Source organism: Streptomyces sp. BBFR102, assembly GCF_051397025.1.
In the GTDB taxonomy this organism is placed as follows: Bacteria; Actinomycetota; Actinomycetes; order Streptomycetales; family Streptomycetaceae; genus Streptomyces.
This window is the reverse complement of sequence record NZ_CP195757.1, coordinates 5,271,222-5,292,596: the sequence shown is the minus strand read 5'-3', so window position 1 is coordinate 5,292,596 and position 21,375 is coordinate 5,271,222. Positions and strand designations below refer to the sequence as shown.

Annotated in this window: 16 protein-coding genes and 1 pseudogene; 8 read left to right on the top strand and 9 right to left on the bottom strand. The window is 73.4% G+C overall.

Annotated features, from left to right (window positions below; genetic code table 11):
* Positions 1 to 86 precede the first annotated feature (86 nt).
* The 8 genes from ACSLIC_RS23400 to ACSLIC_RS23365 all read right to left on the bottom strand — a co-directional run bounded on the left by ACSLIC_RS23400 (position 87) and on the right by ACSLIC_RS23365 (position 9,907).
* Entirely contained in the window at positions 87 to 689 is a 603-nt protein-coding gene (locus ACSLIC_RS23400; protein WP_436739669.1) for a GNAT family N-acetyltransferase, read from the bottom strand.
* Positions 690 to 881: 192 nt separating this feature from the next.
* On the bottom strand, positions 882 to 1,133 hold the full coding sequence (locus tag ACSLIC_RS23395) for a hypothetical protein (protein WP_436739668.1): 252 nt from the start codon (positions 1,131 to 1,133) through the stop codon (positions 882 to 884).
* 178 nt (positions 1,134 to 1,311) lie between these two features.
* The gene (locus ACSLIC_RS23390; RefSeq protein WP_436739667.1) at positions 1,312 to 2,250 is read right to left on the bottom strand and encodes a S66 peptidase family protein; all 939 of its coding nucleotides are present in this window, start codon (positions 2,248 to 2,250) and stop codon (positions 1,312 to 1,314) included.
* Positions 2,251 to 2,346: 96 nt separating this feature from the next.
* A complete protein-coding gene (locus tag ACSLIC_RS23385) occupies positions 2,347 to 4,326 on the bottom strand; it encodes a prolyl oligopeptidase family serine peptidase (RefSeq protein WP_436739666.1) in 1,980 nt (659 codons plus the stop codon).
* Positions 4,327 to 4,389: 63 nt separating this feature from the next.
* Complete coding sequence (locus ACSLIC_RS23380; protein WP_436739665.1) at positions 4,390 to 5,739, bottom strand: M20/M25/M40 family metallo-hydrolase; 1,350 nt, start codon at positions 5,737 to 5,739, stop codon at positions 4,390 to 4,392.
* The gene (locus tag ACSLIC_RS23375) at positions 5,732 to 6,565 is read right to left on the bottom strand and encodes a M55 family metallopeptidase (protein ID WP_436739664.1); all 834 of its coding nucleotides are present in this window, start codon (positions 6,563 to 6,565) and stop codon (positions 5,732 to 5,734) included. Before ACSLIC_RS23375 ends, ACSLIC_RS23380 begins: the two co-directional genes overlap by 8 nt.
* A 128-nt stretch (positions 6,566 to 6,693) precedes the next feature.
* Positions 6,694 to 9,222: an MFS transporter gene (locus tag ACSLIC_RS23370; RefSeq protein WP_436739663.1), complete on the bottom strand. Its 2,529-nt coding sequence runs from the start codon at positions 9,220 to 9,222 to the stop codon at positions 6,694 to 6,696.
* A gap of 244 nt (positions 9,223 to 9,466) precedes the next feature.
* Positions 9,467 to 9,907: an SRPBCC family protein gene (locus ACSLIC_RS23365; RefSeq protein ID WP_436739662.1), complete on the bottom strand. Its 441-nt coding sequence runs from the start codon at positions 9,905 to 9,907 to the stop codon at positions 9,467 to 9,469.
* A 560-nt stretch (positions 9,908 to 10,467) separates the two neighbouring features.
* On the opposite strand from ACSLIC_RS23365, the gene ACSLIC_RS23360 reads away from it, so the two are divergent.
* The gene (locus tag ACSLIC_RS23360; protein WP_436739661.1) at positions 10,468 to 12,078 is read left to right on the top strand and encodes an alpha/beta hydrolase; all 1,611 of its coding nucleotides are present in this window, start codon (positions 10,468 to 10,470) and stop codon (positions 12,076 to 12,078) included.
* A gap of 7 nt (positions 12,079 to 12,085) precedes the next feature.
* On the opposite strand, the gene ACSLIC_RS23355 is transcribed toward ACSLIC_RS23360, so the two are convergent.
* A complete protein-coding gene (locus ACSLIC_RS23355; protein ID WP_436739660.1) occupies positions 12,086 to 12,655 on the bottom strand; it encodes an adenylosuccinate lyase in 570 nt (189 codons plus the stop codon).
* A gap of 122 nt (positions 12,656 to 12,777) precedes the next feature.
* Here ACSLIC_RS23355 and ACSLIC_RS23350 point away from each other — a divergent pair.
* From ACSLIC_RS23350 to ACSLIC_RS23320, 7 genes and pseudogenes are all read left to right on the top strand, one after another.
* Positions 12,778 to 12,892, top strand: a pseudogene (locus ACSLIC_RS23350) (ABC transporter ATP-binding protein); the annotation flags it as partial.
* 383 nt (positions 12,893 to 13,275) lie between these two features.
* Entirely contained in the window at positions 13,276 to 15,096 is a 1,821-nt protein-coding gene (locus tag ACSLIC_RS23345; RefSeq protein ID WP_436739659.1) for a 3-hydroxyacyl-CoA dehydrogenase family protein, read from the top strand.
* A 97-nt stretch (positions 15,097 to 15,193) separates the two neighbouring features.
* Positions 15,194 to 16,045 carry a TetR family transcriptional regulator gene (locus ACSLIC_RS23340; protein WP_436739658.1) on the top strand — a complete coding sequence of 284 codons (852 nt, stop codon included), beginning with the start codon at positions 15,194 to 15,196 and terminating at the stop codon, positions 16,043 to 16,045.
* A gap of 495 nt (positions 16,046 to 16,540) precedes the next feature.
* A complete protein-coding gene (gene ccrA, locus ACSLIC_RS23335; RefSeq protein WP_436739657.1) occupies positions 16,541 to 17,878 on the top strand; it encodes a crotonyl-CoA carboxylase/reductase in 1,338 nt (445 codons plus the stop codon).
* A gap of 8 nt (positions 17,879 to 17,886) precedes the next feature.
* The gene (locus ACSLIC_RS23330) at positions 17,887 to 19,899 is read left to right on the top strand and encodes a protein meaA (RefSeq protein ID WP_436739656.1); all 2,013 of its coding nucleotides are present in this window, start codon (positions 17,887 to 17,889) and stop codon (positions 19,897 to 19,899) included.
* Positions 19,896 to 20,858, top strand: a complete 963-nt coding sequence (locus ACSLIC_RS23325) for an HpcH/HpaI aldolase/citrate lyase family protein (protein WP_436739655.1) — start codon at positions 19,896 to 19,898, stop codon at positions 20,856 to 20,858. The genes ACSLIC_RS23330 and ACSLIC_RS23325 overlap by 4 nt, the downstream gene beginning before the upstream one ends.
* A gap of 3 nt (positions 20,859 to 20,861) precedes the next feature.
* Positions 20,862 to 21,374, top strand: coding sequence for a MaoC family dehydratase (locus ACSLIC_RS23320; RefSeq protein ID WP_436739654.1), 513 nt, complete (start codon positions 20,862 to 20,864; stop codon positions 21,372 to 21,374).
* Position 21,375: the final 1 nt, after the last annotated feature.

Below are 21,375 nucleotides of genomic sequence, written 5' to 3'. Positions count from 1 at the left end.
ACCGGGGCGGACCTTCGCGCCCCTCGCGCCATGGAACCCCCTGACCGGGTGCCGGGGCCAGAGGGCGTCGGCGGCCGGGCTCCGGGTCAGGGGGCCTGTTCGCGCATCTCCTGGGTGAGTGCCCAGCGTTCGTGGTCGCGCCAGGCCCCGTCGATGAAGAGGAAGTCGGGCGAGAAACCCTCCAGGCGGAAGCCGGAGCGCCGGGCGAGGCTGATGGAGGGGGTGTTGCCGGGCTGGACGTTGATCTCCAGCCGGTGCAGGCCGAGGGTGTCCATGGTGTGGCCGACGACCAGCGCGAGGGCCTCGGCCATCAGGCCGCGCCCCTCGCACCCGGCGAAGGCGCCGTAGCCCAGGGCGCCGCAGCGGAAGGCGCCGCCGACGATGTTGTTGACGGCGACGTACCCGGCGAGGGCGCCGGTGGCGCGTTCGTGGACGAGATAGCCGGCCCGGTCGTCGGCACCGACGAGTCGGCCCGCCCAGACGGCGTAGGCACGGGCGTCGGTGGGCGGGAAGAGCCAGGGCCGGTGCAGGTCGCGGCTCTGCCGGGCGCGGGCGGTGAACTCCGCCTCGTCGGCGAGGCGGAGGGGGCGCAGCGTGGTGCGCTCGCCCACGGCCACGGGCTCGGGCGCCGGACGGCGGGGGCCGCTGTCGCCCATGGCCGCTTCCTCGGTGACGGTGTCTTCGTCCATGCGGGGTCGTTCACTCCTGCCGTACGTCTCTCGTGTCCCCGTCAGCATCGCGGAGGCGGCGCGCCCGCGCACCACGAAAGCTCCGTCAGAGGGGAGGCCCAGCCCGGGGACCACCTCGGTGTGCGCAAGGGCGGCCACGTCACGGCCGGGAAGGAGCAGCCTACTCCGCCTGGCTCCACTGCCGGCCAGGACTCAGAGGGCGGCGGCCGAGGCGGGGTCGAGCAGCAACGGTCGGCCGGCGAGCAGGCCGACGGGGGTGACGCCGCCGTACTCCATGCCGGTCCCGCCGGGCGAAACCGCGGAGCGTGAAGGACGCCTTGCGGCTGCCGGGACGCCCGCGGACGGCGCCGTTGACGTCGACCCGGTGCGGGAGAGGACCGGACAGGCGGCGGGGGTGGCGTCGGCGCCTCGCTTGCCGAGGACGATCACGCGGTTGGCGGACACCTCCAGGAGGCCGGCGCCGCAGTGGCCGCCGCAGGCGGTGGTGTCGGCGACGGCGGGGCCGGTGCCGGCGTGGACCAGCCCGGCGGCGCCGGGGCCGGACTCCTGACGGCTCGGCCACGGGGGTGGGCGGTGGCGCGAGGCGGAGCTGCGGCCGCCCGGCCGGTGAACGGCTCCGCCGTCAGGCGAGCGCCGGCACGTCCAGCGTCAACGTGCCCGCGTCGGCGTCCAGTTCGGCCGGAATGCCGAACGGCATGGTCAGCGCCCCCTCGCCGTGCCCGAACCCGAACTCCTCGGCCACCGGCACCCCGAGCGGCCCGAGCCGGTCACGCAGCACGGCCCGCACCTCCTCGTACGGGCCGCACTCCTCCCAGGAGCCGAGGGCGACAGCCCCCACCCCGTCGAGCCAGCGGGCGCGCAGCAGTTGGGTGAGGATGCGGTCGAGGCGGTACGCCTCCTCGCCGATGTCCTCGATCAGCAGCAGCCCGCCCGCGGCCGAGGGGCGGGTGTGCGCCACGCCCAGTTCCGCCGCGAGCAGGCTCACGCAGCCCCCGAGGGTGACGCCCCGGGCCCGGCCGGGGACCAGGACGCGGCCGGTGGCGGAGGTGAGGACACGGACCGACTCGGGGTCGAAGAGGGTGGCCCGCAGGTGCTCCCGGGCCGCCTCGTTCCCGAGGAACCCGGCGGTCGCGGGCATGGGGGCGTGCAGCGTGGCCACGCCGAGGCGGACCGCGAACTGCTCGTGCAGGGCGGTGATGTCGCTGTAGCCGACGAGGGGTTTGGGGCGGGCGGCACGCATCGCCTCCCAGTCCAGCAGGCCGGTCATCCGCTGGCAGCCGTAGCCGCCCCGGGCGCAGAACACGGCGTCGACTCCCGGGTCGCACCAGGCGGCCTGGAGGTCGGCGGCGCGGTCGGCGTCCTCGCCCGCGAGGTAGGGGAAGGCGGGGTGGCGGTCGAGCACGTGCGGGGCGACCACCGGCTCCAGGCCCCAGCCGCGCAACAGGCCGAGGCCGTTCGCCAGCGCCTCCTCGGGCACCGGACCGGCGGGGGCGACCACGGCGACCCGGGCGCCGGGGGCGAGCCGGGCGGGGCGGGTGAGCGGGCTCAGGGAGTACGGCAAGGGGGACGCTCCGGGGATGGTGGCGACAGGGCGGGCCGCCACCCGGCGAGGGGTGGCGGCCCGGGACGGGCGGCCGGCTCGGTGCCGGAGCCGGGCTCAGTGCCGGAAAGCCAGCTCCGGCACCTCGGCGGCGAACCCGAACACCTTCGCGTACAGCGAGAGTTCGGCCTCTATCGCGGTGATCATCGTGTCGGACCGGCGGAAGCCGTGGCCTTCGCCCTCGAAGGCGAGGTAGGCGTGCGGCACGCCGCGTCCGGCCATCCTCTCCAGGAGGCGTTCGCTCTGCTCGGGCGGGCAGATCGGGTCCTCAAGCCCCTGGAGGAGGAGGAAGGGGACGGTGATCCGGTCGGCGCGCTCGGTCGGGGAGCGCTCGGCGTACCGTTCGGGGACCTCCGCGAACGGGCCGATCAGCGTCTCCAGGTACTGGGACTCCATGTCGTGGGTCTCGCCGGTGGCCCAGCCGGTCAGGTCGAGCACCGGGTAGATGACGGTGGCACAGGCGTACACGTCGGTCCCGGCGAGCGAGGCGGCCGCCGTCCAGCCGCCCGCGCTGCCGCCCTGGACGGCGAGCCGGTCGGGGTCCGCGACGCCCTCGGCGGCCAGCGCGGCGGCGACGGCCGCGCAGTCCTCCACGTCGACCAGGCCCCACTGCCCGCGCAGGCGGTTGCGGTAGGCGCGGCCGTAGCCGGTGGAGCCGCCGTAGTTGACCTCCACGACTCCGATGCCGCGCGAGGTGAAGTACGCGGCGTCCAGGGAGAGTGCGACACCGGCCCGCCCGGTGGGCCCGCCGTGCGCACGGACGACGTACGGCGGCAGTTCGCCCTCGGGGCCGTGCCGCTCCGGGTGGCGCGGCGGGATGAGGATGGCGTGGATCTCGCGGCCGCCGGGGCCGGTGAAGACACGCTCCTCGGGGCGCGGGAGGTAGGCCGGGTCGACGACGTCGGTGTGGCGGGCGGCGACGGCCCTGGCCCGGCCGGTGACGGTGTCCAGCTCCACGATCTCGGCGGCGCTGGCAGGCCCGGCGGCGATGCCGGTGACACGGCTGCCGTGCACGTCGAGGGAGAAGGACCAGCTGGTCCACGGTCCGGCGGCGTCGCAGATCTCCCCGGCGTCCGGATCGAGGATGCCCAGGCGGGTGGTGCCCCGGCCGTGCACCACGGCGACGAGGCCGTTCTCCATCGGCGCGAACCATTGCGCCCCGATCTTCCACAGCGGCCCGCCGAACTCCTCCTCGCGCGGACAGAGCGGCTCGGTCTCGCCGGTGGCGGGGTCGACGCGGTGCAGGTTCCACCAGCCGGAGCGGTCGGTGGCGGCGATCAGGGAGCCGTCGGGCGCCCACTCGGCCTGGCAGACCGATTCCTCGGGACCGCCGATGAGGGTCCGCACACCGGTGAACGGCCCCTCGGCCGTCGCCTCGGCGATCTTCAGCTCGGTGCCGTCCCACGGCATGCGCGGGTGGTCCCAGGCGATCCAGACTGCGTGCCGCCCGTCCGGGGAGAGCCTCGGGCCGGTGACGAACCGGTGCCGGTCGGTGTCGAGTTCGCGCACGGCGTCGCGGTCCTCGGCGGCACTGCCGTCGAGTGGCACGGCAGCCGGGACGCGCCGCACGTCGGTGGGGCCCTCGCCGGTGAACTCCTCCAGCACGCACCAGACCTCACCGGTGGCCGCGTGCACCACCGGGTCGGCCCAGCGCAGCCCGCCGCCGACCTGCGAGAGCGGGGTGAGCGGGCGCGGCCCGGCGCCCGGCCGGTCCGGCTCGAAGGCGTAGAGCCGCTGGTCGTCGAAGTGGACGAAGACGATGAGAGGCCCGTCGGGTCCCGGCACGCCGGCCCAGGGGCGGCCGCCGTACTCGATGACGCGGCTGCGGACGTTCCACGGGGCCGGGAGTACGGATTCCTCGGTGCCCTCGGGGCGGCGGCGCACCAGGGTGAGGCGGCCGCCCTCGGCGGGGCGGGGCGCGGTCCACCACAGGTCGTCGCCGACGTGGGCGACGGAATCGGGCCGACCGTCATGGGCGGCGGTGAGGCGGGCGTCGATGGGCGAGGGCCAGGCACCGTACGGCTCAGGCGTGCTCATGGGGTCTTCCAACTCCTCGTTCGGCGGCGGCCCGCCCCGCTCCGTCGCGGGGCGGGCCCGGGATCAGGCGTTGCGCAGGAACCGGTCGAGCACCCGGACACCGAAGTGCAGGGCCTCGACGGGCACGCGCTCGTCCACGCCGTGGAAGAGCGCCTGGTAGTCGAAGCCGGGCGGCAGCTTCAACGGGGAGAAGCCGTAGCCGGTGATGCCGAGCCGGGAGAACTGCTTGGCGTCGGTGCCGCCGGACATGCAGTACGGCACGGCCCGAGCGCCCGGGGCGAACTCCTCGACGGCCTCGCGCATCAGGGCGAAGGTCGGCGAGTCCACGGGGGCCGTCAGCGCCGTCTCGCGGTGGTGGAACCGCCAGTCGACGTCGGGCCCGGTCAGCTCGTCCAGGGTGGCCCGGAACTCGTCCTCGCCGCCGGGCACGAACCGCCCGTCGATCATGGCGGTGGCCTCGCCGGGGATGACGTTGACCTTGTAACCGGCGTTCAGCATCGTCGGGTTGGAGCTGTTGCGGACGGTCGCCTCGACCAGCGAGGCGGCCGAGCCGAGCTTGCCGAGGAGCACGTCGACGTCGAAGCCCTCGGCGCCCGGGTCGGCGTCGATGCCGTAGAGGGCGGCGAGTTCGGTGAGGGCGGCCCGGACCGTCGGGGAGAGGCGGACGGGCCATTCGTGGCCGCCGATGCGGGCGACGGCGGCGGCGAGGCGGCTGACCGCGTTGGCCCGGTTGACCTTCGAGCCGTGCCCGGCACGGCCGCGCGCGGTCAACTCCAGCCAGCCGGTGCCCCGTTCGCCCGCCGCGATGGGGTAGATCTCGCGGCCCGAGCCGTCGTGGAAGGTGAAGGCGCCGGACTCGCTGATGCCCTCGGTACAGCCCTCGAAGAGCGCCGCGTGCCGGTCGGCGAGGAAGTCCGAGCCGTCCTCGGCGCTGGCCTCCTCGTCGGCGGTGAAGGCGATGACGATGTCGCGGCGGGGGCGTACGCCGGTACGGGCCCAGGAGCGGGCCAGCGCGAGGATCATCGCGTCCATGTTCTTCATGTCGACGGCGCCCCGCCCCCAGACGACGCCGTCCTCGACCTCGCCCGAGAAGGGGTGCTTCGTCCACTCCTCGGCCCGCGCCGGGACCACGTCGAGGTGGCCGTGGACGAGGAGGGCGTCGGCGGTGGGGTCGCTGCCGGCGATGCGGGCGACGACGTTGCCCCGGCCGGGGGTGCGCTCCAGGATCACCGGGTCGAGTCCGGCTCCGGCCAGCCGCTCGGCGGCGTACTCGGCGGCCGGGCGTTCGCGGCAGTCGCCGCCGCCCCGGTTGGTGGTGTCGATGCGGATCAGCTCGGAGGTGTAGGTGACCACCTCCTCCAGGGCGGCGGCGTCGACGCCGGTGGCGGTCACGGGGGCGGGCTGCTCAGCCATAGGTCTCCTCCACGGCGTTCTGGGCGACCGTGGTGATGGCCTTGAACGTCCGGATGGCTTCGTACATGGTCTCGCTGGTGTAGCTGGCGCGGAGGTCCCCTGTCAGGGCGACACCCGGGACGACGGTGATCGCCGCCGCCAGGTGGGCGGCGTCGAACTCCAGGTCCACGGTGTGCGGACCGGCCTGCACCGGTTCGTGGCGGACGGCGAGACGGGTGGCGTCACGGGCGGCGGCGCGGATGTCGGCGGCGGTGCGCTCGGGGGTGCGGCAGACGGCCGCGTACCGCGAGACGTGGTCCTTGACCGCGACCCGCTCGGCCTCGGGGGCGTACCCCTTGGAGTCCTCGCACGCCACATCGTCGCCGGTGACCAGGACGACGGGCACCCCGTACTCGGCGACGACGTGCGCGTTGAGCAGGCCCTCGCTGGCTCGGACACCGTCGAGCCAGACGCCGGTGAGGGAGTTGGCGAGGTAGGTGTGGGCGAGGACGCCCGCCATACCGGCCCCCGCGTGGTAGCCGAGGAAGGCGATGCCGTCCACGTCGCCGTGCTGGACGCCCTCCACCATGCTGAGGCTCTTGTGGCGGCCGGTGAGCATCTGGGCGCGCGGGTCGAGGCGTTCCAGGAAGAGGTTGCGCATCGTCCAGTGCGCCTCGTTGATCAGCACCTCGTCGGCGCCCCCGTCGAAGAAACCGAGGACGGCGGCCTGGACGTCGGAGGTGAACATCGACCGGCACCGCTCCCACTGGGCGTGCCCCGGCAGGACGTCGTGCGGCCAGGTCACCCCGGTGGCGCCCTCCATGTCCGCGCTGATCAGGATCTTCACGCCCGCTCCGTTCGGCTACGGGGCGGATCTTGTTCCGCCCGGCGGGGTCACCGTACGCCTTGGGTGAGGTCGGCGGGTAGAGGTTCCGGCCGGGGCGAGGCCGCCCCCGGCCGGTCCCGTTCGGTGGGTCAGTCCTCGTGCCCCAGCAGCAGATCGCGTTCGGTGCGACCGCCGCCCGCCACCTGGAGGACGGTGGCGACCGGCGGGTAGCCGGAGGCGATGACGGTGTACTCGCCGGAGGAGAGGTCGACGAAGCGGAAGGTGCCGTCGGCGGCGGTGGTCTGGGAGTCGACGACGTTGCCCCCGGCGTCGAGCAGGGTGACGCGGGCGTCCTCGACCGGACGCCCGCCGCCGGCCCGCACGGTGCCGCGCAGCACCGCTCCCCCGGCCAGTTCGACGTCCTGCCGGGTCTCGCGGGACGCCTGGACGCTCACCGGCAGGGCGGTCGGGCGGTAGGCGTGGGCGCTGGCGGCGAGCGTGTACTCCCCGGCGACCAGCTCGGAGATGACGTAGCCGCCCTCGCGTCCGCTGCGGGTGGAGGCGACGACCTCGCCGCGTACGTCGGTCAGGGTGACCGTGGCGTCGCGGACCGGCAGACCGTCGGCGGTGAGGACGGCACCGGCGAGGCGCCCGGCGCCGCCGAGGACCACGTCCAGCTCGACCGGGCGTTCGCCGACGGTCACCGTGACGGCCTGCGGCTGGTGTCCGCCGGCCGCCGCGATCAGCACGAAGCTGCCGCTGCCCGGGGTGGCGAGCGCGTACCGGCCGTCGCCGTCGCTGGCGCCGCGCCCGATCTGGCGGCCGGTCACGTCGATCAGGGTGAGGGCGGCGCGCGGCACGGCCGTGCCGTCGGAGTGCTGGACGCTGCCGCAGACGGCGACCCCGGCGGTGTGGCCGGTCCGGGCGGCGGGCAGCTGCGGGACCGGCGGCGCGGTCGGCTCGGGCGCGGGTGGGGCGTGCGGTTCGTCGGCGGGAGCGGGCCGGGACGCGGCGTGGGACACGAGGGGGGTCTCCTTGAGGAAGAAGGCGAGCAGCAGGCCCAGGAGGAGGACCGGCACGAGGTAGAGGAAGATCCGGGGCATGGCGTCGGCGTACGCCTGGATGTACGGGTCGCGCAGGGCGGGCGCCATCGCGTGCACCGCCTGCGGGGTGATCGCCTCGGCGTCGACGGAGCCGGTCGGCGACCCGGCGGGCAGCCGGTCGGCGAGGGCGGCGGTGAGGCGCTGGGCGAAGAGGGTGCCGAAGACTGCGGCGCCGACGCTGCCGCCGATCTGGCGGAAGTAGTTGTTGGCGCTGGTGGCGGTGCCGAGGTCGGCGGGGCGGACGCTGTTCTGCACGGCGAGCACCAGCACCGGCATGATCAGGCCGATGCCGGCGCCGAGCACGGCCATCCACATGCTGTAGTGCAGCCGGGAGGTACCGGTCTCCAGTTGGGAGAGCAGCCACATGCCGAGCGCGGCGAGGACGCCGCCCGCGATCGGGTACGGGCGGTAGCGTCCGGTCCTGCTGATGAGCTGGCCGGAGAGGATCGAGGCGCCGACGACGCCGCCCATCATGGGGAGCATCAGCAGGCCGGACTCGGTGGCGCTGGCGCCGTCGACCATCTGGAGGTAGGTCGGCAGGTAGCTGGCGGCGCCGAACAGGGCGATGCCGACCACGGCGCCGATCAGGCCGGTGATGTTGAAGATCGACTCGCGGAACAGCCGCAGTGGGATGAGGGGTTCGGCCGCGTACCGCTCGGCGACGAGGAACAGCGCCGTCGAGACGACCGCCCCGGCACCGAGCGCGAGGATGGTCCGCGAGCCCCAGGCGTACTCCGTCCCGCCCCAGCTGGTCAGCAGCACCAGGCAGGTGGAGGCGGCGGCCAGCAGCAGGATGCCGGGCACGTCGAGGCGGCCTCGGGTGGCGGGCTTGGGGAGCTTGAGGACGACGGCGACCACGGCGAGGGTGACCAGGCCGAAGGGGATGTTGAAGTAGAAGCACCAGCGCCACGACATGTGGTCGGTGAAGAAGCCGCCGAGCAGCGGCCCGGCGACCGAGGCGAGGCCGAAGGCGGCGCCGATCAGCCCCATGTAGCGGGCCCGCTCCCTCGGCGGCACGATGTCGGCGATGATCGCCTGCACGCCGATCATGAGGCCGCCCGCGCCGAGCCCCTGGAGGGCGCGGTAGGCGATGAGTTCGTCCATCGAGCGCGACCAGCCCGCGAGCCCCGAACCGATGACGAAGACGACGATGGCGAACTGGAAGACGCCCTTGCGGCCGAAGAGGTCGCCGAGCTTTCCGTAGACCGGCATCGAGACGGTGGAGGTGAGCAGGTAGGCGGTGATGGCCCAGGACATCTTGTCGAGGCCGTGCAGCTCGCCGACGATCTTCGGCAGCGCGGTGGCGACGATCATCTGCTCCAGCGCGGCGAGCAGCAGCGCGAGCATCAGCCCGACGAAGACCATCCGGACCTGGCGGGGGTTGAGCCCGGCGTCGCCGGCGGCGGGCTCGGCGGGGTCACCGCCGGGGGGAAACGCTTCGCCGGCCGCCAGGGGCACCGCGGGCGCGTCGTCGGCGGCGTACGCCCCCTCGGGCTCCGGGGCGCCGGGGGGCGCGGGGGGCCCGGCGGGTTCCTCCCCCGAGGCCGTCCTGTGCTCCAGCGTCGTCCCGCCCACGTCACTCTCCCCTCGTCGCGCCGCGCCGACTGCGCCGACGGCTGGCGCCAAGTCTGCGCGCCCGCACGCAAGTCGGGGCAAGAGGGGCGACCCGCCCCCATGGCGGGGCGGGCGGCATCCGGGCCGGTGGGAGCGTTGCGGGCGGCAAGGCGCCGCCCGCGAAAACCACTCGAAACGGTGAGGTGACAGCGCGCCGGAATCGACGCGAAGGGGGCACCGCGCGCGGGTGGCGCCCCCTCTCGGGCTACTTCTCCAGCGCGGCCGCCAGCTTGGCGAGCGTCTGGTCGTGGATGCGGGCCAGCCCCTTGGGCGCGAAGGTCCGCTCGAAGAAGCCGCCGATCCCGCCGGCGCCGTTCCAGACGGTGCGCACCCGCACCCGCGCGCCCTGCCCGGCCGGGGTCACCGTCCAGGTCGTGACCATGGAGGAGTTCCGGTCGGCCTCGACCAGTTCCCCGTCGGAGGGCTCCTTGACGTCGAGCAGGCAGTCCCGCACCCGCTTGCTGGTGGCCTGGAGCTTCCAGTGGACGAGGGTGCCGTCGCCGTCGCCGCCCTCACGCACCTCGTACTCGCTGTACTGCTCGGGAAGGACCGTACGACGGGTACCGCTGTAGTCGGCCAGCGCGTCGAAGACGTCGTCCGGCTTCGCCGCGATCGTCCGCTCCGTCGTGGCCTCGACCTGTGCCATGTCCACTTCCTCCAGCACTCGGGTTACGGGTCGGACAAAGCCAACCACCCCGGCCCCGGCCGCTCAAATCCCCGCCCGGGCCACCCTGCGGCGATCACGGGAACGGGTGTTCCATCATGGCGACGACGTCACCTCCCCCTGGCCCGAAGGCTCGCCGCTACTGGGCGATCTCGGAAGGCGCCGTGACCGTGACGGCTGCCGTCAGTAGCTCGACGGACACGCGCTCGGCGTCGAGCAGCGTGCACGTCTCCAGGGTCCGCAGGTCCTCTCGGAGGGCGCCGGCGGGGATGATCCCCGAGGAAGACGGTCGGCGCGGACATGGCGGAGAGGAGTGAACCCCGCTGCGCCGCCATGGCCTCCGCCCCACCCAGCGCGTGCCGGCGGACCGATTCCTTCAGGACCACGACGAGGCGCCGGGCACACACTCCACCCGCGCGCTTCGACAGGTTCCCCCGGCCACGCCGACCGTCGGACGAATCGCTCACCCGGGGCAGCGGTGTCCGGGACGATGCGCCGGGGGCCGCAGGGTGCGGTGCCCGACTCCGCATCCTGGAGGCCCAGTGAACAGACGTGCCCTGGCGCTGTGCGGCGCCGCCGCCTCGGTCGCCGTCCTCGCGCCGGCCGCGCCGTCGTCGGCGGTGTCCCGAGCCCCGGCCGAGGCGCCGGCCGTGCCGCAGGCGATCCGATGGAGCGACTGCGCGACCACGGCGTATCCGACGCTCCAGTGCGGCACGGTGAAGGTCCCGCTCGACCATGCCAGGCCCGACGGGCGGCGGATCACGCTGGCGCTCAGCCGCGTACCGCACACCGCGAAGTCCCCGCTGGGGCCGCTGCTGGTCAACCCGGGCGGGCCCGGCGGCAGCGGCCTGAGCCTGGCCGGGCACGTGGCGGCGGCGCTGCCGAAGGAGGTGGCGAGCCGGTACGACGTGATCGGCTTCGACCCGCGCGGCGTCGGCCGCAGCGAGCCCGCGCTCGACTGCCGGCCCGGCCACTTCGCGGCCGTACGCCCCGACACCCTGCCACTGACCCCGGCCGTCGAGCGCGCCAACCGCGACCGTGCCGCCGCCTTCGCCACCGCCTGCGGCGAGCGCCACGGCGACCTGCTGCCGCACCTGGACACCCGGAGCGCCGCCCGCGACCTGGACGTGATCCGGGCTGCGCTCGGCGCCCCGCGCATCAGCTACCTCGGTTACTCGTACGGGACCTATCTCGGCGCCGTCTACGCCAAGCTCTTCCCCGAGCGGGTGCGGCGGCTCGCGCTGGACTCGGCGGTCGGCCCGGACGGGGTCTGGTACGAGAGCAACCTCGCCCAGGACCACGCGTTCGAGGGCCGGCACCGGGCCTTCCTCGCCTGGGTCGCCCGGCACGACGCGGTCTACGGTCTGGGCGGCGACCCGGCCGGGGTCGAGCGGGCCTGGTCGCGGATGCGGGCCGCCGTCGCGGCCGAGCCGGCGGGCGGGACGGTGGGCCCGGCCGAGCTGGAGGACACCTTCCTGCCCGGCGGGTACTACGACGGGTACTGGCCCCGGCTGGCCACCGCCTTCGCGGCGTACGCCAAGGACGGGGAGAGCGGGCCGCTGGTCACGGCGTACCGGGCGCTCGCCGAGAGCGACGCCTCCGGCGACAACGGGTACAGCGTGTACACGGCGGTGCAGTGCCGGGACGCGGCCTGGCCCCGCAGGTGGAACCAGTGGCGGGCCGACACCTGGCGGGTGCACGCGAAGGCACCCTTCCTGGCCTGGAACAACGCCTGGTACAACGCGCCGTGCGCGAGCTGGCCCGTCCCGCCGCTCACCCCGCCGGACGTCACCAACACCAAGCTCCCCCCGGCCCTGATCCTCCAGGCGACCGGTGACGCGGCCACTCCGTACGAGGGCGCCGTCTCGCTCCACCGCAAGCTGCGCGGCTCCTCGCTGGTGGTCGAGGAGGGCGGTGGCAACCACGGGGTGACGCTCGGCGGCAACGCCTGCCTCGACCGACATCTGGCGCGCTACCTCGCCGACGGCACCGTGCCGCGCGGCTCGGGCTCCGGCGAGGCGGACGCGACCTGCGCCCCGCTGCCCGAGCCGAAGCCCGAGCCGAAGACGGCCGTGGCGAAGGGCTCGGTCCCGGACACGGCGGGACGTGGCCAGGGCCAGGCGCTGCACAGCCTGCTCCCCGGGCGCGGCTGAACCCCGCTCAGCGCGGCAGCCGGTCGAGCGCGCCCCGGGCGACGATCGCCAGCCCGGGGCGCGCCAGCGCCGCCCGCAGCACGGGACGGGCGCAGGGGTCGCCCAGTTCGCCGAGCCCGTCGGCGCAGGCGAGGGCGACGGCCTGGTAGCGGTCGCCGGGGGCGAGCCGGCGCTCCAGCACCGAGATGAGCGCGGGCACCGCCTCGGGGGCGCGGAGCGCGACCAGCAGGCGCACCGGATGCAGGGCGTAGGCGACGCGGAGTTCGTTGGTGGCTAGGGCGGCGGCGGCCCGGGCCGTCCGCGGGTCGCCCAGCGCCGCGAGGGCGTGGGCCGCCGCCGCGCACCGGGCCGGTTCGCGGTGGTTGAGCAGCAGCACCAGCGTCTCGAAAGCCCGCCCGTCCCCGGCCACACCCAGCCGGAAGGCCGCCAACTCCCTGGCCCACAAGGGCTCCTGGGGCGCGGTGAGGACGGCGTTCAGCTCCTCGCCACCGGCGGCCGCGAGCCATTCCACCCGGGGGTCCTCCCCGGCCTCCTTCGAGACCCGCGCCAGCAGCCTCCGCCACACTTCCTGATCCATTCCCCGACCCTAGGCCCGGACCCACGCCGGTATCAGGGGAATGTCCGAATCCGGTGGCTCCCGGCGGGTGCGGTGGCCGCGCGCGGGCCTCGTCCCGCTGAGGGATCGGAAACACCGCGCGCACCACGATCGTCATGGACCTGCACGGCCTCGGCCTGGCCGCCCGGTACGCCGACCACCTGATCGCGCCGGCGGACGGCAGGCCGCACGCCCAGAGCCCCGGCCGAGGTGCTGACCGGGGTGGGGACCCGGTCTCGGACCGCCCGCCACGCCGCGGCTCTCCACCGACGCCGCCGAGAGGCCCGTACCGGCTCCGGCGGCGGCACGCTGAACCGCGGTGCGGAGCACGGCCCGCCCATCGCGCCGGCGCACGACGGCGGGAGAGTAAGGGGCTGGCGCGCTCATTACCCACTGGTTATGCTCGGCGGAGCGCGGGCCGGACACCCGCGCGTCCGCTCCCCGCGGTGGCCTGGTGACGCAGCCACCGCCCACGGGGACCCGCCGGTCGGTCCGGCAGCAGTACGTACGACGGCGTGGCCCGGGACAGGCCCGCCGCTCCTTCCTCATCCGGGTGCGCCAGGCGCCCCGGCCGTCGTCACCCCTCATCCCAGGAGTCCTCGATGGACCGTCCTTCCCTGTCCCCTTCCGCGCCCTCCCCCGCTCCCGCCTTCGGCACCGTCGCCGTGGTCGGCCTCGGCACCATGGGCACGGGCATCGCCGAGGTGCTGGCCCGCGCCGGGCGCGAGGTCGTCGGCATCGACGTCAGCGAGGCGCAGGCGGCGCTCGCCGTGACCGCGCTGGAGAACTCCACCGCCCGCGCCGTCGCCAAGGGCCGCCTGACCGAGAGCGAGCGGACCGACGCGCTCGCCCGGTTCCGGGTCTTCACCGACCTCCAGGCGGCAGCCGACGCCGACCTGGTCGTCGAGGTCGTCCCGGAGTCGTACGAGATCAAGCAGCGGCTCTTCCGCGACCTGGACGAGGTGGTCCGCCCGGACGCGGTCCTCGCCACCGGCACCAACGCCCTGTCGGTGACCCGGCTCGCCGCCGAGTCGCGGTTCCCCGAGCGGGTGCTGGGGCTGCACTTCTTCAACCCGGCCCCGGCGATGAAGCTGGTCGAGGTGGTCTCCTCGGTACTGACCTCCCCGGAGGCGGTCGGCCGGGTCACCGGACTCGCCCTCGAACTGGGCAAGGAGCCGGTGACCGTCGGCGACCGGCCGGGTTTCGTCGCGGACGGCCTGCTCTTCGGCTACCTCAACCGGGCAGCCGCGATGTACGAGGCCAAGTACGCCACGCGGGAGGACATCGACGCGGCCATGCGGCTCGGCTGCGGCCTGCCGATGGGGCCGCTGGCGCTGCTCGACCTGATCGGCGTGGACACCGCCCGCACCGTACTGGAGGCGATGTACGCCGAGTCCCACGACCGGCTGCACGCCCCCGCGCCGATCCTGCGGCAGCTCAGCGAGGCCGGGCTGACCGGCCGCAAGTCGGGCCGCGGCTTCTACACGTACGAGAGCCCCGGTTCGGCCGCCGTGGTACAGGACGCCCTCACGCCGCTCCCCGGTCGGACGGGCCCGGCGAAGGGGCGGCCGGTCGCTTCGGTCGGCGTGGCCGGGTCGGGGACCATGGCCTCGGGCATCGCGGAGGTCTTCGCCAAGGCGGGGTACGCGGTGGTGATCGCCGCCCGCAGCCAGGAGAAGGCCGAGAGGGCCAGAGCGAGGATCGCCCAGTCGCTGGAGCGCTCGGTCGGCCGGGGCCGGCTGACCGCCGAGGCCGCCGCCGCGACGCTGGGGCTGATCACCCCGGCGGGCTCGCTGGACGCCTTCGCCGAGGTGGACCTCGCCGTGGAGGCGGTCGCCGAGGACCTGGAGGTCAAGCGGCAGCTGTTCGCCGCGCTCGACAAGGTCTGCAAGCCGGGCGCGGTGCTCGCCACCACCACCTCCTCGCTGCCGGTGGTGGCCTGCGCCACGGCCACCAGCCGCCCCGAGGACGTCGTCGGGATGCACTTCTTCAACCCGGCCCCGGCGATGAAGCTGGTCGAGGTGGTCCGCACCGTGCTGACCGCCGACGACGTGCACGCCACCGTCCGCGAGGTCTGCGCCGAGATCCGCAAGCACCCGGTGGACTGCGGCGACCGGGCCGGTTTCATCGTGAACGCGCTGCTCTTCCCGTACCTGAACAACGCGGTGAAGCTGGTGCAGGAGCACTACGCGTCGCTGGACGACATCGACGCCGCGATGAAGCTCGGCGGCGGCTACCCGATGGGCCCGTTCGAACTCCTCGACGTGGTCGGCCTCGACGTCTCGCTCGCCATCGAGCAGGTGCTGCACCGGGAGTTCCGCGACCCGGGCCTGGCCCCCGCCCCGCTCCTCGAACACCTGGTGGCCGCGGGCTGCCTCGGCCGCAAGTCGGGCCGGGGTTTCCGCGAACATGCCCGCCGCTGAGCCGGCTGGCCAGTGGGGCGGGCTGCTCGGGCCGCCCGCCCGGGGCCGGGGCGCGAGGAGCACCCCGGTCCCGGGCGGGGCGCGGGACGACGCGCCGATGGAGTACGTTCAGAGCATGCCCCAGCCCGCTGACTCCGCACGACGGACCGCCCGAACCACCAGTTCCGCCGAGACCCCGGAGAGCTCCGCCGGGAGCCGCGCGGCGGCGCAGCGCCTCAAGATGCGGCGCGAACTGTCGGCGGCGGCGATGGAACTCTTCGCCACCAAGGGGTACGAGGCGACGACGGTCGACGAGATCGCCGCCGCCGCCGGGGTCGCCCGCCGGACCTTCTTCCGCCACTTCCGCTCCAAGGAAGAGGCGATCTTCGCGGACCACGACGACACGCTGACCCGCGTGGAGGCGGTGCTCACCGCGGCTCCCGCGCACGAGCATCCGCTGGACACGGTCTGCCGGGGCATCACGGAAGTCATGAAGATGTACGCGGGCCACCCGGAGATCTCGGTGGCGCGCTACAAGCTGACCCGTGAGGTACCCACGCTCAGGGAGGCGGAGATCGCCTCGGTCTCCCGGTACGAGCGGCTGTTCACCCGGTACCTGCTGGGCCACTTCGACGAGCACGCCCACATGGACGGCAGCGACGACCCGCTGCTCGCCGAGGTGGCCGCGTCGGCGGTGGTGACCGCCCACAACCACGTGCTGCGGCGCTGGCTGCGGGCGGACGGCAAAGGCGACGTGGAGAGCCAGCTCGACCACGCCTTCGGCATCGTCCGGAACACCTTCGGCAACGGTATAGGGGCCGGCCGCAAGGGCACCGGCGAAGCCGGGCAGGCCCCGGCGGCGACCGCCACGCGGCAGGACGAGGTGCTGGTGGCGGTGGCGCGCACGGACGCCCCGCTCGACGAGGTCATGCGGACCATCCGCGAGGCGCTCCGGCAGCCGGGGCGGTGAGCGAGGGCCCCTGCGGGGGCCGCCCGGAGCGAGCCCGGTGGGCCGTGGCACAGGATGCCGCGGCCCACCGGGCTCGTTCGCGTTCCGGCCTGGCGCGGGCTGTCGGCCGCCGGGGTGAATCCCGACGGCCGAAAGGGGCTATGAACGGCGTTTCAGGGCCCACTTGATCGATCATCGCTCATATGTGACCAACAGTTTTCAAACGAGAGAAATTCTTGGCACTCGGTGCCTTGTGCGCTGTCACGCAGTGCCATACGTTGAGGGTGTCCGGGCGGCCGGCGCACACGCATCCCGCGTACGCCGGCTGTCCCCGCGGTTCCCTCACCGTGCGCCCGGACGCCTGCGTCACAGGCACCCGCGCTCACCGGCGCGGCCGCACCACCGCACGACCCGCACCATCCGCCGGACCGACGGCACACCACAGCAGTCCACGCCCCTCGCTCAGGGGTCCCTCACCCCTCAGCCCTCACTACGCCCTTCGCCGGAGGCACCACCGTGAAGGAAATCCTCGCAGCGATCCAGTCGCAGGACGCCACCTCGCAGGACTTCGCCGCACTGGCGCTCCCCGAGTCCTACCGGGGCGTCACCGTGCACAAGGACGAGACGGAGATGTTCGCCGGGCTCGACACCCGCGAGAAGGACCCGCGCAAGTCGCTCCACCTCGACGACGTACCGCTCCCCGAACTCGGCCCGGGTGAGGCCCTGGTGGCGGTGATGGCCTCCTCGGTCAACTACAACTCCGTCTGGACCTCGATCTTCGAGCCGCTCTCCACCTTCGGCTTCCTGGAGCGCTACGGCCGCCTCTCGGAGCTGACCAACCGCCACGACCTGCCGTACCACGTCATCGGCTCCGACCTCGCGGGCGTCGTCCTGCGCACCGGACCCGGCGTCAACGCCTGGAACCCCGGCGACGAGGTCGTCGCGCACTGCCTCTCGGTCGAGCTGGAGTCGAGCGACGGCCACAACGACACGATGCTCGACCCCGAGCAGCGGATCTGGGGCTTCGAGACCAACTTCGGCGGCCTCGCCGAGATCGCCCTGGTCAAGTCGAACCAGCTGATGCCCAAGCCGGACCACCTGAGCTGGGAGGAGGCGGCGGCCCCCGGGCTGGTCAACTCCACCGCCTACCGGCAGCTCGTCTCCCGCAACGGAGCCGGCATGAAGCAGGGCGACAACGTGCTGATCTGGGGCGCCAGCGGCGGCCTCGGCAGCTACGCCACCCAGTTCGCGCTGGCCGGCGGCGCCACCCCGATCTGCGTGGTCTCCTCCCCCCAGAAGGCCGAGATCTGCCGGAAGATGGGCGCCGAAGCGGTCATCGACCGCAACGCCGAAGGCTACAAGTTCTGGAAGGACGAGCAGAACCAGGACCCGCGCGAGTGGAAGCGGTTCGGCAAGCGCATCCGTGAACTCACCGGCGGCGAGGACGTCGACATCGTCTTCGAACACCCCGGCCGCGAGACCTTCGGCGCCTCGGTCTACGTCACCCGCAAGGGCGGCACCATCGTCACCTGCGCCTCCACCTCGGGCTACAACCACGAGTACGACAACCGCTACCTGTGGATGTCGCTAAAGCGGATCATCGGCTCCCACTTCGCCAACTACCGCGAGGCGTGGGAGGCCAACCGCCTCATCGCCAAGGGCAGGATCCACCCGACCCTGTCGAAGGTCTACTCCCTGGAGGAGACCGGGCAGGCCGCCTACGACGTGCACCGCAACCTCCACCAGGGCAAGGTCGGCGTCCTCGCGCTGGCCCCCGAGGAGGGTCTGGGTGTGCGGGACCACGAGATGCGTGCCCGGCACCTCGACGCCATCAACCGCTTCCGGAACATCTGAGGTTCCCCATGACAGAGCGCCAGAAGGACCGGCCGTGGCTCATGCGCACCTACGCGGGCCACTCGACGGCCGAAGCGTCGAACGCGCTGTACCGGTCCAACCTCGCCAAGGGGCAGACCGGCCTGTCGGTCGCGTTCGACCTGCCGACGCAGACCGGCTACGACCCGGACCACGTCCTCGCCCGCGGCGAGGTCGGCCGGGTCGGGGTCCCCGTCTCGCACCTCGGTGACATGCGGCGGCTGTTCCAGGACATCCCCCTGGACCGGATGAACACGTCCATGACCATCAACGCCACGGCCATGTGGCTGCTGGCGCTCTACCAGGTGGTGGCCGAGGAGCAGGGCGCCGACACCACCCGGCTCTCCGGCACCACCCAGAACGACATCGTCAAGGAGTACCTCTCGCGCGGGACGCACGTCTTCCCGCCCGGGCCGAGCCTCAGGCTCACCACGGACATGATCACGTACACCGTGGCGAACATCCCCAGGTGGAACCCGATCAACATCTGCAGCTACCACCTGCAGGAGGCGGGAGCCACCCCGGTCCAGGAGATCGCGTACGCCATGTCCACGGCCATCGCCGTGCTGGACGCCGTGCGCGACTCCGGGCAGGTCCCCGAGGAGGAGTTCGGGTCGGTGGTCGCCCGGATCTCCTTCTTCGTCAACGCCGGGGTGCGGTTCGTCGAGGAGATGTGCAAGATGCGCGCCTTCGGCCGCATCTGGGACCGCATCACCCGCGAGCGGTACGGCGTCGAGAACCCCAGGCAGCGCCGGTTCCGCTACGGCGTGCAGGTCAACTCGCTCGGCCTGACCGAGGCGCAGCCGGAGAACAACGTCCAGCGGATCGTCCTGGAGATGCTGGCCGTCACCCTCTCCAAGGACGCCCGCGCCCGCGCCGTGCAACTGCCCGCCTGGAACGAGGCGCTGGGCCTGCCCAGGCCCTGGGACCAGCAGTGGTCGCTGCGTATCCAGCAGGTGCTGGCCCACGAGTCGGACCTGCTGGAGTACGAGGACATCTTCGCGGGCTCGCACGTCGTCGAGGCCAAGGTCACCGCCCTGGTCGAGGAGTGCTTCGCCGAGATCGGCCGCATCCAGGAGATGGGCGGCGCGATGGCCGCCGTCGAGTCCGGCTACCTCAAGTCGCGGCTCGTCTCCTCGCACGCCGAGCGCCGCGCCCGGATCGAGGCCGGCGAGGAGAGGATCATCGGCGTCAACTGCTACGAGACGACCGAGCCCAGTCCCCTCACCGCCGACCTCGGCGCCGCCATCATGACCGTCGACCCTGCCAACGAGGCCCGCGTCGTCTCCGCCCTGCACGCCTGGCGGGCCGAGCGTGACGAGGCCCGCGCCCAGGGGGCCCTGGAAGGGCTGAAGCGCGCCGCGGCCGGCACCGCCAACCTCATGCCGGCCACCCTGGAGTGCGCCCGCGCCGGGGTGACCACCGGCGAGTGGTCCTGGGCCCTGCGTGACGTGTTCGGCGAGTTCCGCGCCCCCACCGGGGTGTCCGGGGCGCCGGTGGCCGTCGCCGCCGAGGAGGGCTCACCGCTGGCGGCGGTGCGTGCCAAGGCCGACCGCACCGCGGCCGACCTCGGAGTGGGCAAGCTCCGCCTGCTGGTCGGCAAGCCCGGCCTGGACGGCCACTCCAACGGCGCGGAGCAGATCGCGGTCCGCGCCCGCGACGCCGGGTTCGAGGTGGTCTACCAGGGCATCCGCCTCACGCCCGAGCAGATCGTGTCCGCCGCCGTGGCCGAGGACGTGCACTGCGTCGGCCTGTCGATCCTCTCCGGATCGCACGCCGAACTGGTGCCGGACGTCCTGGCCAGGCTCCGGGACTCGGGGGCCGCCGACATCCCGGTCATCGTCGGCGGCATCATTCCGCACAGCGACGCCGAGGACCTGAAGGCGGCCGGTGTGGCCGCCGTCTTCACACCCAAGGACTTCGGCATCACGGAGATCATCGGCCGTATCGTCGACGAGATCCGCCTAGTGAACAAGCTCGACCCTCTGGAGGTCCCCGCATGACGACCGTCAACCGGCTCCGGCCGCGCCGCTCCTGCCTCGCCGTCCCCGGCTCCAACCCGCGCTTCCTGGAGAAGGCCCAGGGGCTCGCCGCCGACCAGGTCTTCCTCGACCTGGAGGACGCCTGCGCTCCGCTGGCCAAGGAGGGCGCCCGGCACACCATCGTCGACGCGCTCAACAACGGCGACTGGACCGGCAAGACCCGCGTCGTGCGCGTCAACGACTGGACCACCCACTGGACCTACCGCGACGTGGTGACGGTCGTGGAGGGCGCGGGCGCCAACCTCGACTGCATCATGCTGCCGAAGGTCCAGGACGCCCAGCAGGTCGTCGCGCTGGACCTGCTGCTCACCCAGATCGAGAAGACGATGGGCCACGAGGTCGGCCGGATCGGCATCGAGGCGCAGATCGAGAACGCCAAGGGCCTGGTCAACGTCGACGAGATCGCGGGCTCCTCGCCGCGCCTGGAGACCATCGTCTTCGGCCCGGCCGACTTCATGGCCTCGATCAACATGAAGACCCTGGTCGTCGGCGAGCAGCCGCCCGGCTACCCGGCCGACGCGTACCACTACATCCTGATGCGCATCCTGATGGCCGCCCGCACCCACGACCTCCAGGCGATCGACGGACCCTTCCTCCAGATCCGCGACGTGGACGCGTTCCGCGAGGTAGCCGGCCGCTCCGCCGCCCTCGGCTTCGACGGCAAGTGGGTGCTGCACCCCGGCCAGGTCGACGCGGCCAACGAGATCTTCTCGCCGTCCCAGGACGACTACGACCACGCCGAGCTGATCCTCGACGCGTACGACTGGTGCACCTCGGAGGAGGGCGGCAAGAAGGGCTCGGCGATGCTCGGCGACGAGATGATCGACGAGGCCAGCCGCAAGATGGCCCTGGTGATCGCGGGCAAGGGGCGCGCCGCCGGCATGACCCGCACCTCCAAGTTCGAAGCGCCGGAGGTCTGAGCCATGCAGTTCGGGCGCACCTTCGAGGAGTTCGAGGTCGGCGCGGTCTACAAGCACTGGCCCGGAAAGACGGTCACCGAGTACGACGACCACCTCTTCTGCCTGCTGACCATGAACCACCACCCGCTCCACATGGACACCAACTACGCCGAGTCCACGACGGACTTCGGCAAGAACGTGGTGGTCGGCAACTACATCTACTCGCTGCTGCTCGGCATGTCGGTGCCGGACGTCTCCGGCAAGGCCATCGCCAACCTGGAGGTCGAGTCGCTGCGCCACGTGGCGCCGACCTTCCACGGCGACACGGTCTACGGCGAGACGACGGTGCTGGACAAGACCCCGTCCCGCTCCAAGAACGACCGCGGCATCGTGTACGTGGAGACCAGGGGCTACAAGCAGGACGCCACCCTGGTCTGCGTCTTCCGCCGCAAGGTGATGGTCCCCACCGAGACGTACATCAAGGAGCGCGGCGGCGAGCAGCCCGGCCGCCCGGAGCCGAAGGCACAGGAGAAGTAGT